At 55.0% G+C, this 13,984-nt stretch carries 15 protein-coding genes; 3 read left to right on the forward strand and 12 right to left on the reverse strand.

Annotated features, from left to right (window positions below; all coding sequences use genetic code 11):
* Window positions 1-31: 31 nt before the first annotated feature.
* Window positions 32-211: a hypothetical protein gene (locus ACOOFE_RS16490; RefSeq protein WP_420411060.1), complete on the reverse strand. Its 180-nt coding sequence runs from the start codon at window positions 209-211 to the stop codon at window positions 32-34.
* 275 nt (window positions 212-486) lie between these two features.
* On the opposite strand from ACOOFE_RS16490, the gene ACOOFE_RS16495 reads away from it, so the two are divergent.
* Window positions 487-1,722 (forward strand): cytochrome P450, encoded by a 1,236-nt coding sequence (locus tag ACOOFE_RS16495; RefSeq protein WP_420411061.1) that lies wholly within the window; start codon window positions 487-489, stop codon window positions 1,720-1,722.
* Between the two features lie 85 nt (window positions 1,723-1,807).
* Window positions 1,808-3,001, forward strand: coding sequence for a glycerophosphodiester phosphodiesterase family protein (locus ACOOFE_RS16500; protein ID WP_420415596.1), 1,194 nt, complete (start codon window positions 1,808-1,810; stop codon window positions 2,999-3,001).
* 79 nt (window positions 3,002-3,080) lie between these two features.
* Here ACOOFE_RS16500 and ACOOFE_RS16505 read toward each other — a convergent pair whose 3' ends face one another.
* The 6 genes from ACOOFE_RS16505 to ACOOFE_RS16530 form a co-directional block, all read right to left on the reverse strand.
* Window positions 3,081-3,680 carry a MerR family transcriptional regulator gene (locus tag ACOOFE_RS16505; RefSeq protein ID WP_420411062.1) on the reverse strand — a complete coding sequence of 200 codons (600 nt, stop codon included), beginning with the start codon at window positions 3,678-3,680 and terminating at the stop codon, window positions 3,081-3,083.
* 8 nt (window positions 3,681-3,688) lie between these two features.
* Window positions 3,689-3,994 (reverse strand): integration host factor subunit alpha, encoded by a 306-nt coding sequence (locus ACOOFE_RS16510; RefSeq protein WP_141187309.1) that lies wholly within the window; start codon window positions 3,992-3,994, stop codon window positions 3,689-3,691.
* A 143-nt stretch (window positions 3,995-4,137) separates the two neighbouring features.
* Window positions 4,138-5,115: a beta-ketoacyl-ACP synthase III gene (locus tag ACOOFE_RS16515; RefSeq protein WP_420411063.1), complete on the reverse strand. Its 978-nt coding sequence runs from the start codon at window positions 5,113-5,115 to the stop codon at window positions 4,138-4,140.
* Entirely contained in the window at window positions 5,112-6,176 is a 1,065-nt protein-coding gene (plsX, locus tag ACOOFE_RS16520; RefSeq protein ID WP_420411064.1) for a phosphate acyltransferase PlsX, read from the reverse strand. Before plsX ends, ACOOFE_RS16515 begins: the two co-directional genes overlap by 4 nt.
* A gap of 201 nt (window positions 6,177-6,377) precedes the next feature.
* Window positions 6,378-6,950 (reverse strand): YceD family protein, encoded by a 573-nt coding sequence (locus ACOOFE_RS16525; protein WP_420411065.1) that lies wholly within the window; start codon window positions 6,948-6,950, stop codon window positions 6,378-6,380.
* A 20-nt stretch (window positions 6,951-6,970) separates the two neighbouring features.
* A complete protein-coding gene (locus ACOOFE_RS16530) occupies window positions 6,971-7,528 on the reverse strand; it encodes a ubiquinol-cytochrome C chaperone family protein (protein WP_420411066.1) in 558 nt (185 codons plus the stop codon).
* A gap of 115 nt (window positions 7,529-7,643) precedes the next feature.
* Between ACOOFE_RS16530 and ACOOFE_RS16535 the strand changes: the two genes are divergently transcribed.
* Window positions 7,644-8,081: an outer membrane protein assembly factor BamE gene (locus tag ACOOFE_RS16535; protein ID WP_420411067.1), complete on the forward strand. Its 438-nt coding sequence runs from the start codon at window positions 7,644-7,646 to the stop codon at window positions 8,079-8,081.
* A gap of 74 nt (window positions 8,082-8,155) precedes the next feature.
* On the opposite strand, the gene ACOOFE_RS16540 is transcribed toward ACOOFE_RS16535, so the two are convergent.
* From ACOOFE_RS16540 to ribH, 5 genes are all read right to left on the reverse strand, one after another.
* The gene (locus tag ACOOFE_RS16540; protein ID WP_420411068.1) at window positions 8,156-10,294 is read right to left on the reverse strand and encodes a sodium-translocating pyrophosphatase; all 2,139 of its coding nucleotides are present in this window, start codon (window positions 10,292-10,294) and stop codon (window positions 8,156-8,158) included.
* A 220-nt stretch (window positions 10,295-10,514) separates the two neighbouring features.
* Window positions 10,515-11,738, reverse strand: a complete 1,224-nt coding sequence (locus ACOOFE_RS16545) for an MFS transporter (RefSeq protein WP_420411069.1) — start codon at window positions 11,736-11,738, stop codon at window positions 10,515-10,517.
* Window positions 11,739-11,833: 95 nt separating this feature from the next.
* Window positions 11,834-12,832, reverse strand: a complete 999-nt coding sequence (gene thiL / locus ACOOFE_RS16550) for a thiamine-phosphate kinase (RefSeq protein ID WP_420411070.1) — start codon at window positions 12,830-12,832, stop codon at window positions 11,834-11,836.
* Between the two features lie 2 nt (window positions 12,833-12,834).
* Window positions 12,835-13,371, reverse strand: a complete 537-nt coding sequence (gene nusB / locus ACOOFE_RS16555) for a transcription antitermination factor NusB (RefSeq protein ID WP_420411071.1) — start codon at window positions 13,369-13,371, stop codon at window positions 12,835-12,837.
* A gap of 5 nt (window positions 13,372-13,376) precedes the next feature.
* On the reverse strand, window positions 13,377-13,826 hold the full coding sequence (ribH, locus tag ACOOFE_RS16560; protein ID WP_141187319.1) for a 6,7-dimethyl-8-ribityllumazine synthase: 450 nt from the start codon (window positions 13,824-13,826) through the stop codon (window positions 13,377-13,379).
* Window positions 13,827-13,984: the final 158 nt, after the last annotated feature.

The raw sequence follows: 13,984 nt of genomic DNA on the forward strand, positions 1-13,984 counted from the left end.
TCAATAGGCTTTCTGGAGTGATCTCAGCTCGTCACGCCACCTGCCGCGCCTTTTCCAGGCGCCCCAGAAAATCAGATAGCCAGGCGATTTCCCTCAAATAGACCTCCATGCTGAGGGACGCCAGATCCATCAAGAGGCTCTGAGGGTCCGGGTCGTCAAAGCCCGTTTCCAGGAGAAACGCATGATATTCTTTTTGAAAAATCCCCGGCATATGCATGCTCGCCCCCCTGAAGTTCCGCTGCCCTTTGATGCAGCGCCTGTAGCAGGTGTTGGCGGACCATAAGAGAGGCCACTGGGGCATCCGCATTGTCAATTCTATCCTTTCCTCACAATCCCCAGCCGCTATCCTCTTTCGGTAGAGCCAACTGCGGAAAACCCGCTTCCCGGCTGGCGTAGACTGCTTTTCACTTGTATTTTTGAGAAAATTGCCTTCAGACCGATTCGCCGAGATGGTCGGTCCGTTCTTCCCCATTCAATGAGCCCAGAATGAGCCACACTTCCGATCTTGCTTTCACACCGTTGTCCAAAGCTTTTGCCCAGGATCCCTATCCGTTTTATGCAGCGCTTCGCGCCAAGGATGGGCTCACCTATTTCGAGGATTTTGACGTCTGGCTCGCGTCCCGCTTTGATGATGTGTCCGAAATAGTCATGAGCGAACACATGGTCCGCTCCATGGAGCATATTGCGGATCCTGAAGAAATTGCGCGCCAAAAACGGGATGGCAACTGGCACGACATGCCGCACCACTCCCGTTTCGTACAGTTTTCCCTGCTCGACAGCGACGGCGAGGTGCACGACCGGCTCCGCAAACAGGTTTTCAGACTGTTCACCCCGGTCATGATCAACAAGCTCCGGGACGAGATTCAGGCCTATGTCGACAGTCTGATTGACGGCCTTGCCGACCGGACGGAAATCGACTTCATTGAGGATCTCGCTGCCCATGTGCCCGGCCATATCATCGGCCGTATATTGGGTGTGCCGGACGAAGACTGTCCCCAGCTACGGATCTGGTCTGAAAACATTGTCCAGTTTTTCGACATCGACCGGTCCGATGAGCGCAAGGATCTGGCTGAGCGCAACACCACCGAGTTCTATCACTACTTGTCGGACCTGAAGCGCCAGCGTGAGGCCGCGCCGAAAGACGATCTGATCTCGGTGATGATCGAAGCGCAGAAGGCCGGACATATGAACGAGGACGAATTCATATCGACTGCCATGCTGATCTTGATGGCCGGCCACGGCTCGACCATTGACGTTCTGGGCAGCGGCATGCATGCCTTATTGAAATTCCCGGATCAGATGCAGCGGTTGCGGGACGATCAAAGCCTGATGAAGACGGCTGTCCAGGAAATGTTCCGCTTTGAATCACCCCTGCCGTTCTTCCACCGGTATGTCAGCCAAGATATGGAAGTCTGCGGCCAAAAGTTTCCGCGCGGCACCAAGTTCGGCGTGCTCTATGGCTCGGCCAACCGCGATCCCAAACAATTTCCAGACGCGGACAAGTTTGATGTTGGCCGTTCGCCCAACTGGCACATTGCCTTTGGCCGCGGCGCGCATTTCTGCCTCGGCAACCACCTTGCCCGGCTCGATATGGACATTATCTTTTCTACATTGCTGCGCCGGTTTTCAAAGATTGAACTTGCCGCAGATGATGTCCGCTACAAGCGCGGCTTATCCGTCAGAGGGCCGGAAGCTTTGAAAACTCGATGGTCGCCAGCATAATCTGGCCAATTGTCCAACTGCTATAATCTTGTGAAACTCCAGCGGCCGACTTAGGGAGAACCTGATACCGATGCTTATATTCAAAATGGCTGCTGCAGTAGCCTTTACCGGTTTGGCGACCTCCGCATTCGCCGTCACGATTGAGCTTGGCCCCCGTCCCTATTATCTCATCGACCAGATGGATGACGGCCCGCTAAAAGACAAGCTCAGCGCCTGTATTGGCCAGCCTTTGAAAAGCACTGAGTTTTCCATTGGCCACCGCGGCGCTGCACTACAGTTCCCTGAACATACAAGAGAAAGCTACAAGGCCGCGGCCCGGATGGGTGCTGGTATCGTTGAGTGTGACGTCACCTTTACCAAAGACAAGGAATTGGTTTGCCGGCACGCTCAGAATGACCTGCACACCACAACCAACATCCTGGCGACAGATCTGGCGGCCAAGTGCACCAGAGGCTTTAAGGCGGCGATTGGTGAAACACCGGCCTCAGCCGAATGCCGCGCCTCGGATGTGACGCTTGCCGAGTTCAAAACCCTCAACGGCAAGATGGATGCGGCCGACAAAAAAGCCACAACTGCAGAAGACTTCATGGACGGCACTGCGGGTTGGCGGACCGATCTTTATGCCACCAAGGGCTCCTTGATGACCCACAAAGACACCATCGTCCTGTTTCGCGATTTAGGTGTCAAATTCACGCCTGAGCTGAAGTCACCTTCCGTGGAGATGCCTTATGAGGGATTTTCGCAGGAAGACTACGCGCAAAAGCTGATTGATGAGTACAAGGCCGCAGGTATTCCGGCAGCAGACGTATTTCCGCAGTCTTTCAATCTCAATGACGTGCTTTATTGGATCAAAAACGAGCCAGAGTTTGGCAAACAGGCTGTCTATCTCGAAGGCCGGCTGCGCCAATCCGGGTTTGACCCAATGGCTCCGGAGAACTTGTCGCCTACCATGGCCGAGTTGAAGGAGATGGGCGTCAATTACCTTGCTCCGCCGCTCTGGGTTTTGCTCACGATGGAGGAAGGGAAGATCGCGCCATCAGCCTACGCAAAGGCTGCCAACGCGGCCGGGCTCAAGCTGATTGCATGGACCCTGGAACGCTCCGGTCCGCTCAGCAACGGCGGTGGCTGGTACTTCCAGACGGTCAAGGACGCAATAGACAGCGATGGTAAGGTCTATGAGGTTGTGGATGTCCTGGCGAAAGAGGCCGGAGTTGTCGGCATCTTCTCCGACTGGCCTGCAACCACAACCTTTTATGCGTCCTGCATGGGACTGAAGTGACCGCAAAACTTAGACAAGAACCAAAAACGCCGCCCTTTTCGGGCGGTGTTTTTGGTTTCAAGCGATTTGCAGCTTTTTCCTACCGTGCCCGGTCGAGCGTGCGCTTGCATTCCAGGAGCTCGAACAAGGTCGCCTGAAGGCGACGGATATCGTCCTTGGAGATCGCAGAGTTTGTGTCTGTTTTGGCAGGTTCCGGTTTTTCACCGCGCAGCCGCCCCAGAATATTCAAACCGCCACCGGATGACGCCGCCGGTGTTTTTTCCGAAACTTCCGCCAAAACCCCGTCCGGCAAGGTCTCATAGGCCGAGGCTGCCGCAACTTCGGCAACATCTTCTTTGCGGGCCGCTGGTGGTGTCTCTGGCAAGGTGTCCGGCATGTGATCGGCCTGGGGACTGACATCGTCCCGCCAGATCTGCATGACAACGCGCGGCCCCTGTTCCTTCAGGATCCGCTGCACACCTTTGATGGTATAGCCTTCACCATAAAGCAGATGACGGATGCCTCGTAACAGCTCGACGTCATCGGGACGGTAATAGCGCCGCCCGCCGCCGCGTTTGAGCGGTTTGATCTGCGAGAAGCGGGTTTCCCAGAACCGCAGCACATGCTGCGGTAAATCCAGGTCCTCAGCGACTTCGCTGATCGTTCGAAAGGCGTCCGGGCTTTTATCCTGTGAACTCATGCCACCTGTTAGTTGCCGGTCAGAGCGTCATTAATCCGTTGTTTCAATACATTGGATGGTTTGAACACCATCACCCGGCGGGGCGAGATCGGAACCTCTTCGCCGGTTTTCGGATTGCGTCCAATGCGCTCCCCTTTGGAGCGCACAACAAACGACCCGAAACTCGATAATTTTACCGATTCTCCGGTAACAAGACAGTCTGAAATTTCAGAAAGTACACGCTCTACCAATTCAGAAGATTCGGTCCGGGAAAGCCCCACCTTCTGATAAACGGCTTCACACAGATCCGCACGGGTAATAGTCCGGTTGCCCATAACCCCTCCTCAGGAACGCCATTGATCTGGCTGATATTACACAGAAACTCCGCAGCAGGGCCTTACGGTATTGCCTGAAAGGGAGCCGGTCAACAGGAACTCTTCATACCAATACGATTTGTTTAACCGCTCGGCAGAAATAACTACCAGCGCAACAGCACCGAACCCCAGGTAAATCCGCCGCCCATCGCTTCCAACATGATGAGATTGTCTTTTTTGACACGTCCGTCGCGAACGGCCAAGTCCAGCGCCAAGGGAATCGACGCTGCAGAGGTATTGCCGTGTTTTTGAACCGTGGTCACGACTTTTTCCGGAGCGATTTTCAGCTTCTTGGCACTGGCATCGATAATGCGTTTGTTCGCCTGATGCGGAATGAACCAGGTGAGATCCTCAGACGTTAGCCCTGTCGCCTTATAGGCATCTTCGATCACATCTGTGATCATGCCGACCGCATGTTTGAAGACTTCCTTGCCTTCCATGCGCAAATACCCAACGGTCTGGGTCGACGACGGACCGCCATCGACAAAGAGCTTGTCCTTATGACGGCCATCCGAACGAAGATGTGATGTCAGAATGCCTGTGTCGGCGTTTGTCCCTGCCCCTTCGGCAGCCTCTACAACAACGGCACCGGCGCCATCGCCAAACAGAACGCAGGTTGTCCGGTCGTTCCAATCCAAGATCCGCGAAAAGGTTTCGGCCCCAATCACCAGGCACCGCTTGGACAAGCCAGAGCGGATATAGGCATCGGCCGTGGTCAATGCGTAGACAAAACCGGAGCACACTGCGTGTACGTCAAAGGCAAAACCATGTGTGATGCCGAGACGTGCCTGAACCGACACAGCGGTTGCCGGAAAGGTGTTGTCCGGCGTGGCGGTCGCCAGAATGATCGTATCGATATCACCTGCGGTCCGTCCGGCGCTTTCCAAAGCCCGCAAAGCAGCTTCAACAGCCAGATCTGACGTCACCTGCCCTTCAGCTGCCACATGACGCTGTTCGATCCCCGTCCGCTGAACTATCCACTCATCGGAGGTGTCGACCATTTGGGCCAGATCGCTGTTACTAAGGACTTTTTCCGGCAGATAGCTCCCGGTACCGGTTACGATTGAACGGATCACGCTCACTGATTACCTTCCGATGTCGGCGCGGCTTCGGCGAAGCGCCCGCGATGATAATGCACAAGATCCTGAGCGATCTTATGGGTCAATTCGTTTTTCACCATGTCGTAGGCCAAATCAATAGCCGATGCGAAGCCTTCCGCGTCGGTACCGCCATGGCTCTTGATCACAATGCCGTTGAGGCCAAGGAACACGCCGCCATTGACTTTCCGCGGGTCCATTTTCTCACGCAGAAGATCAAATGCACCCTTAGCAAAAAGGTAGCCCAGCTTCGACATGAAGGTCCGGTTCATGGAAGACCGCAAATAACTACCGATCTGTTTAGCTGTGCCTTCCGCCGTCTTTAGCGCGATATTGCCGGCAAAACCTTCGGTGACAACAACGTCAACGGTGCCAGCACCAAGATCGTTGCCTTCGACAAATCCGGCATAGTCTAACTTGCGCAAAGGCGTTTCGCGCAAGAGGCGCCCCGCTGTGCGGACTTCTTCCAGGCCTTTGACCTCTTCAACGCCAATGTTCAGCAAGCCGACGGTCGGCTTTTGAACGCCAAACAGCGCGCGCGCCATCGCACCGCCCAAAATAGCAAAGTCGATCAGCTGCTGCGCATCGGCGCCGATGGTCGCCCCGACATCAAGCACTACGGACTCGCCCCGAAGCGTCGGCCAGATCGCGGCAATCGCCGGGCGTTCGATGTTGGCCATGGTACGCAAGCAGAACTTGGACATGGCCATGAGCGCACCGGTATTGCCAGCAGAAACAGACACAGCGGCATCACCGGTTTTCACTGCTTCAATGGACTTCCACATACTGGACTTCCAGCGGCCTTGGCGCAGCGCTTGGCTCGGCTTTGTGTCCATGGCGATGGACACTTCGCAATGGTGCAAGACTGAGGCGTCCCGCACCCGCGGGTATTTGTCCAGCAACGGGCGGACAACGTTTTCATTGCCATAGAGCAAGAAACGGATGTCCGGATGGCGGACAAGCGCTATTTCAGCGCCTGGGATCACGACTTCTGCGCCGTAGTCGCCGCCCATGACATCAAGTGAAATTGGAATCGTTTTCGCCATACAAAGTCTTTAGACGTTTACCGGCAAGACGTTGACCGCCTCGCTCTCCCAGATGTTAAACCGATCCCAACGGGTCTCGAACCGGGCGCGAACATAAAGGTTTTGGCTGAGGTGACAACCGTTTTCCTAACTTCTGCGCTCCACGTGCACGAAAATATCCGTGGGATTTCGCCCCGGCATAGCGGGATAGCACCAAACAGATTATTTCTCCGACGGCTCCTTCAAGGCTCCTAAAGCAGCAAAGGGCGACGGCTTTTGTTCGCCTTCCGCGCTCTCCACAACCGCATCACTGTCTCCCCCTTCGAACTCAACGCCGGGTTTACGCGGGAAAGGATCAATTGTCAGTGCCAATTCTTCGCATATCACAGCCCCCAGGTCCAAAACTCCGTCCGTGATGACATCGGGCGGATCCAGAGACTCTAGATCAATTTCGATCTCACCGTCTTCGTTGAGATCTTTGATCTTACGCGGCCGACTCGAGTGTGGTTCGAAGGTTCGATCGATGTCCAGCTTAAACTCTTGAACGAAGGGTTCCAGCGAGACAACACAGGTCCGTCTTACGCTTGCCTTAATCGAACCAACAACGCGCAGGCCTGCTTTTCGGTAAGGTTTCAGCAGAAGATCCGCTTTTAGACTATCGATGCCGTCTAGTTCATAGGCCTTTGCAATCGCTGCAAGGTCCCGTTCGCCGGGCACCACTTCGGTCCTTTGGTCCTTATCAACCACCTGCGCAGCATTGACTTTAAACGTATATGGGAATGTTTCGGTCGCCATTTTTATGTCCCGAGTTCGTTTCAGGAATTCTTGTTATCCGGATCAAGAAAACGTTCCGCATCCGGCCAGGAGATTTCTCCCTTGATGAGATCGTCCGTTGCTTGCGAGGCCAAACTTGCTGCGGCGCCGATCACATATCGGGCCAAACGCTCCTGAGCAATCGGTTCCTCGTTTTCAGGAAAAATATTCCGTCCAAGAGCTAAAGCCAGTTTTTCTACATTTTCAGTGTCGATCGCAGACATATAAGCATCGGCACGGCCATAAAAAGCCTCCCCCATCTTTCGGACTTTCTTGGGAACCCGGGTATCGCTGACCCCCATTTCCCGCAAAGAACCGTCCATATCCTGAAAGAAGAGATCGAAGACTTCCTGAGTAAATTCAGCCACTTTCTTGCCTTCTCCCTGCATACGGCGGAAATAAAGCACAGCATGAAGCACGATTAGGTCAAAACGTCCGTCAATCGTGTCAGGTACAAGAAACTCTGAATAAAACACCGGCTGCCGCGCTTGAGCCACGATTTCACAGTAGGTTTTGTGCTCCGCATCACGGGTTCTTCGGCGGAACAGGCCGAGTATCATGGCGGTCTCCTCAAGATTAAAGGTGTTGCCTTGTGCCCTATCCCACGATAGTGACTTTGCCAAGCAACGAAATTGAAATGCAGCCGGTATGATCTGGCGTTATGGGAATTCATCGATGAACTTCAAGGCCTGCGCCCTGTTTCTTCCCCTGATGGCAACCCTGCCTCTGGGCGGCTGTTTTACCTCAACCTATACACATGGCCATGTGATAACATCGAATATGATGAGTCAGGTTCAGGTCGGCTCAAGCCGTGAACAGGTCGAACTGGTGCTGGGTTCTCCGTCCACCACGTCCAGCCTTGATGGCGATGCCTACTATTACATTTCGCAAAAAACAGCCACGACCGCCTTCCTGGCTCCCGATATCGTCGAGCAACGCGTCGTCGCAGTTTACTTCGATGAAGACGGCTATGTGAGAGACATGGGCAACTACTCGCTGGAAGACGGCAAGATCGTCGATATCGTCACCCGTGAAACCCGGACGGGCGGTAAGGATTACGGCTTCTTGAGCCAAATCCTGAAAGGTGCAGCAAACCCAGGCCTCGGCCTTTAAAACAAGCCACATAGAAAAACAAAAAAAGCCCCGGTTCTTCAAACCGGGGCTTTTCTTTTCAAGTGATCATTCGATCAGTGCGCCAGCACCGCAAGCAGCAGAAGTGCCACGATATTGGTGATCTTGATCATCGGGTTCACCGCAGGACCAGCGGTATCCTTATAAGGATCGCCGACCGTATCGCCGGTGACCGATGCCTTGTGCGCATCGCCGCCCTTCTGGTGGGTCACACCATCCTTGTCGGTGAAGCCATCTTCAAACGACTTCTTGGCGTTATCCCAGGCACCACCACCGGCGGTCATAGAGATCGCCACGAACAAACCGGTGACAATCACACCCAGCAGCATCGCGCCGAGAGCTGCGAAGGCATCGGCTGGTGTTGCCACGGCACGGACGACGAAGAACACCACGATCGGTGATAGAACCGGCAGCAGCGACGGGATGATCATTTCCTTGATCGCCGCCTTGGTCAGCATGTCGACCGCCCGGCCATAATCCGGCCGCTCAGTGCCCTCCATGATGCCTGGCTTTTCCTTGAACTGGCGGCGAACTTCTTCAACCACCGCGCCCGCAGCCCGGCCCACAGCGGTCATGGAAATCCCGCCGAAGAGATACGGCAGCAGACCGCCAAACAGCAAGCCAGCCACAACATACGGGTTGGACAAGGAGAACAAGGTGTCGACATTGATGCCCGCAAAGATCGACCCTTCTTCAGCTGTGCTGCTGAAGTATTTCAGATCTTCCGTGTAGGCTGCAAACAACACTAGCGCACCGAGACCAGCAGAACCGATAGCATAGCCTTTGGTCACTGCTTTGGTGGTGTTACCGACCGCGTCCAGGGCATCCGTTGTCGTACGCACTTCATCCGGCAGATTGGCCATTTCCGCAATACCACCGGCATTGTCGGTTACTGGTCCAAACGCATCAAGCGCGACAACCATACCAGCCAGAGCCAGCATTGTGGTCACTGCAATCGCGATCCCGAAGAGACCGGCAAATGCGTATGTCACCAGAATACCTGCGATGATGATCAGCGCCGGCAGTGCCGTTGCTTCCAAAGAGACCGCAAGGCCTTGGATGACGTTGGTGCCGTGACCGGTGACAGATGCCTGGGCAATCGACTTCACCGGGCGATATTCAGTGCCGGTGTAATATTCGGTTACCCAAATGATCAGGCCGGTAACGATCAAGCCAATCAGACCACAATAGAACAGGTGGCGCCCTGTGAAGGATGTGCCATCCGGTGTTGTGAACTCCGTCCCAAAGCCAAGCCACAGGAAGGTGATCAAGAACAGGGCAACTGCCGACAGCACCGCTGTTGCAATGAAGCCCTTGTAGAGCGCACCCATGATGGAGTTGTTTTCGCCGAGTTTGACGAAGAATGTTCCGATAATGGACGTGACCACACAACTTGCACCGATCAAAAGCGGCAACAGCATCAACTCAACAGCTTCCGCGCCGGTGAAGAAGATAGACGCCAGAACCATGGTGGCAACAACAGTCACCGCATAGGTTTCAAACAAGTCGGCTGCCATACCGGCACAGTCACCGACGTTGTCGCCAACGTTATCGGCGATGGTTGCCGGGTTGCGCGGATCATCTTCCGGGATGCCAGCTTCAACCTTTCCGACGAGGTCGCCGCCAACGTCTGCACCTTTGGTGAAGATGCCGCCGCCCAGACGGGCGAAAATCGAAATAAGGGAAGCACCAAAACCAAGAGCGACCAATGCGTCGATCACACCGCGGTCGGTTGCTTCAAAACCCATTGGGCCGGTTAGGATGGCGTAATAAACGGCCACACCCAAAAGCGCGAGACCTGCGACAAGAAGACCGGTGACAGCACCAGACTTGAATGCGATTTCAAGACCTGCACCCAAACTCTGGCTTGCAGCCTGAGCGGTCCGAACGTTAGCCCGGACGGACACCATCATACCGATGTAGCCAGCCGCACCGGAAAGAACGGCACCAATCGCGAAACCGATAGCTGCAGGTCCAGAAAGCAGGATCCATGCGAGTACAAAGACAACAGCACCGACAATCGCGATTGTCGTGTATTGCCGGTTGAGATATGCGCTGGCCCCTTCCTGGATCGCTTCGGCGATCTCCTGCATACGGGCATTACCCGCATCCGATGCCATAACGGACTGAATTGCCCATGCGCCATACGCAATGGACAAAAGGCCGCAAATAATGATGACGACAAGCTCGATCATGCTTCCTCCCAAGGCTGCGACGGGTGGCTTTTGTTTGTTGTTTTGCCCGCCAAATCACCTCACACATAGATTCCCCAGCGTGAAGCGCCCACACACTAGCAACAAAGCAGCGCGGGCCGTCAAGCTCTTCAAATGTATTATTTCAATATGCCGCTGCGGCATAACATAGCGCACCGCAGCAATTTATGCTGCAGTGACGAAGTAAAATTACGTATGAACTTTAAGCGGTTGTAACAGCTCTTCTTTCAGCCACGGCGAGCCAAATAAGCAGACCGATGCAAAGGACCACAAACGGGAAAACGAGGATATTGACGGTCGACCAGCCAAAGGCGTTGAGCAGGGCTCCAGAGGAAAAAGAAGCTGCTGCGACGAATCCGAAAACCAGGAAATCATTGACCGACTGGACAAGGTTGCGTTCCTCGGGTCGATAAGTGTCTGTCAGCATGGCTGTAGCGCCGATAAATCCGAAGTTCCAGCCAAGGCCCAGCAATACCAGAGCCGTCCAAAAATGGGCCAGTTCAAGGCCTGCCAGAGCCACAATCGAACAGCCTGCCAGAAGAGACAGTCCGATCGACACAATCCGTTCCTTACCAAAGCGGGCAATCAAACTGCCGGTGAAGAAGCTCGGTCCGAACATTGCTAAAACGTGCCACTGGATGCCAAGCGCAGCATCGGTTTCGCTGAGGCCACAGCCGATCATCGCGAGCGGTGTTGCGGTCATGACCAGGCTCATCAAAGCGTAAGAGCAAATGCCGCAAGCTGCAGCGACAATAAAACGCGGTTGCATCATGATCTGCCGCAAGGGCCGCCCGCCCGCTTGCTTGTGGTTCTGCCGCGGAGGTTTCGGGATCTTGATGAACGCCAGAAGGCACATTGCGATAAAGGCCAGACCCGCTTGAGCCAAATAAGTCCCGGCAAACAGGATGGGGGCAAACATGTCCTTTGTGGCGATCACGGTCTGTGGACCGACAACCCCAGCTAGAACCCCGCCTGCCAAAACCCAGGAAATCGCCTTCGGCTTAAACGCATCGCTGGCCGTATCTGCTGCGGCAAACCGATACTGCTGAACAAAGGCTCCGGCAAACCCGCCCACGCTGCAAGAAAAAGCAAACAGCAGGAAGTGGTTCAGCATGACTGCATAGGCAGCCAGGAGACCGGACGCGACACCCAAGAGCGCCGATCCCATGAACCCGGCCCGGCGGCCGAAACGACGCATGATCATACCTGCCGGTATGGTGCCGAAGGCCGTGCCCAAAACCATTGCAGATACCGGAACCGTAGCAAGCGACTTGTCTTCGCCTAACATCATGTAGCCAACGAGAGACCCGGTGGAGATCACAATGGAAGCCGAAGCACCGCCAAGTGCCTGCGCCAACGCCAGTAACAGCGCGTTGCGTTTGGCCAAACGGTCATCGACAAGGGTTTCGTGCGAAACTGCGGTCATGAATTTGCGATCTCTAATTGGGCTGAGGCCCGAACAGGAAGGATTTTCTGCCTATCACGGCTTTGGGTGATCGCAAAGTATCCGATGATCAAAATCTAAAAGTGGCTGAAACCAACACTCTGTCCAGCTGCGAGCGGTGCGCCGTCTTTCGAGAGATGAACGCCGCCATTTCCCTCGTCCACACGTCCGATCGCATGCGCCGGACAGCCGGCGGCTCTGGCGTCCGCAGCAAAATCCGCAGCACTTTGAGCCGGAACTGCAGCCAGGATTTCGTAGTCATCACCGCCATTCAGGCAGCTGAAGAAAGTTTCCGGCGCGGCTTCTTTGATGTGCGCCATTGTCATGGACAAAGGAACAGCTTCCAAGTCGATACGCATGTCGACAGCGCTGGCAGTTGCAATATGACCGGCATCGGACAAAAGCCCGTCGGACACATCCATCGAGGCCGATGCGTATCTGGCGATCATCGGCGCCAAACGAGTGCGGGGCCGCGGCAGCAGATATCGGTCCAGGATGTGTTTTTCTTGATCTTCGTTTAGTCCACTCCGGCGGCAGAACTCAGGATCAAGCCGTGCTTTCAGTCCCGCAGCGGCATCGCCGATCGTCCCGGTGACAAAAAGCTGATCGCCTGGCTTTGCGCCGCAACGCCGCACCGCATTGCCGGCCTCAACCTCACCAATTGCAGTAATAGACACCTGCAAGCCATTGGAAGAGCGAATGGTATCGCCGCCAAGGAGGTCAATATCATAGGCAGCTTGATCGGCTGCCAGCCCATTGCAGAAGCGCTCCAGCCATCCAGCTGTCCAGTTTTTCGGTAGCGCAAGGCCGAGCAGGTATCCGCGCGGTGTCGCTCCCTTGGCAGCCAAGTCTGACAAATTGACCCGCAACGCCTTTGCAGCAATCGCTTCTGGCGCGTCATCTGCAAAAAAATGGATATCGGCGGCCAGAACATCCTTGGTTAAAACAAGGTCGTAGCCATCACGCGGTGACAACACGGCCGCATCATCGGTCAGTCCGACACTGCCCGGATTTTTGGCCAGGGGCGCAAAAAACTGTTTGATCAGCTCAAACTCACCGGGCCGTGCGGCAGACATGATCAGCCCTGTCCGTCCGCATCCTTGGCATCGAATTCCGGGCTACGCAATTCATGCGCCAGCCGGTCGAGCACACCATTGACCAAGCCAGGTTCATCATCTTCGAAGAACGCTTTGGCAACATCAATATATTCGGAGATGATTACCTTGGCCGGAACATCCTTGCGCCGCAAAAGCTCATAAGAACCAGAGCGCAGAATTGCCCGAAGCAGACTATCGATCCGCTTAAGCGGCCAGTCTTCCTTCAACGCTGTATGGATGTAGGGGTCCAGAAACTTCTGATCCTGAACCACACCGGCAACGATGTGCTTGAACCATTGTTCGTCGGCATCGCGGTACTGTTCGCCGTCAATTTCCTTGCCCAAACGGAAAGCGGTGTATTCGCTCACCACATTGGTCACCGGCGTTCCGCCGATGTCCATCTGGTATAGCGCTTGAACAGCAGCGAGGCGCGCAACGCCCCGCTTGTTGGCTGGGCGCACGGTTTTGCCGCCTGATTTGCTTGCAGCCGGTTTGTCCGGGTCGGCCTTTCCGGTCATTTGTCTTATACTCCGAGGCGTGCGCGCAGTGCGATCATATCAAGGGCTGCCTGAGCTGCTGCTCCGCCCTTATTCTTGTCGTCGACCTTGGCACGGGCCCACGCCTGCTCACTGTTTTCAACCGTCAGAATACCATTTCCGACAGCCAGATCCGCATCAACGATCAAGTCCATGACCACGCGGTTGGATTCATTTGCGACGATGTCGTAATGCGTGGTTTCCCCACGGATCACAACACCCAGAAGGACAAAACCATCATACAGCGTACCTTCGTTTTCCATCGCAGTCATTGCCATGGAAAGGGCTGCCGGGATTTCCAAGACCCCCGGAACCGCTACACGATCATAGGCTGCACCGGCTGCTTCGATCGTCTTGATCGCGCCTTCAGCCAGAGAATCGGCCAGGTCATCATAGAAGCGGGCTTCAATGATCAGGAGTTTCGGTGCAGCGCTCATGGGTTTCATCCTTTATAAGGCCGCGACAGGAACCACGTCTGCCCCGGTTTGTCCAGTGTCATTCGTGCAAGACCGTTAAAACCAGGCAACATAGCTGTCACCCGGGTTCACCAGCAGGACCACCTGAGACCGGTCCTCGTTGTTCTTGAAAATGTTGG

The organism is Roseibium sp., assembly GCF_965216085.1.
Classification (GTDB): domain Bacteria; phylum Pseudomonadota; class Alphaproteobacteria; order Rhizobiales; family Stappiaceae; genus Roseibium.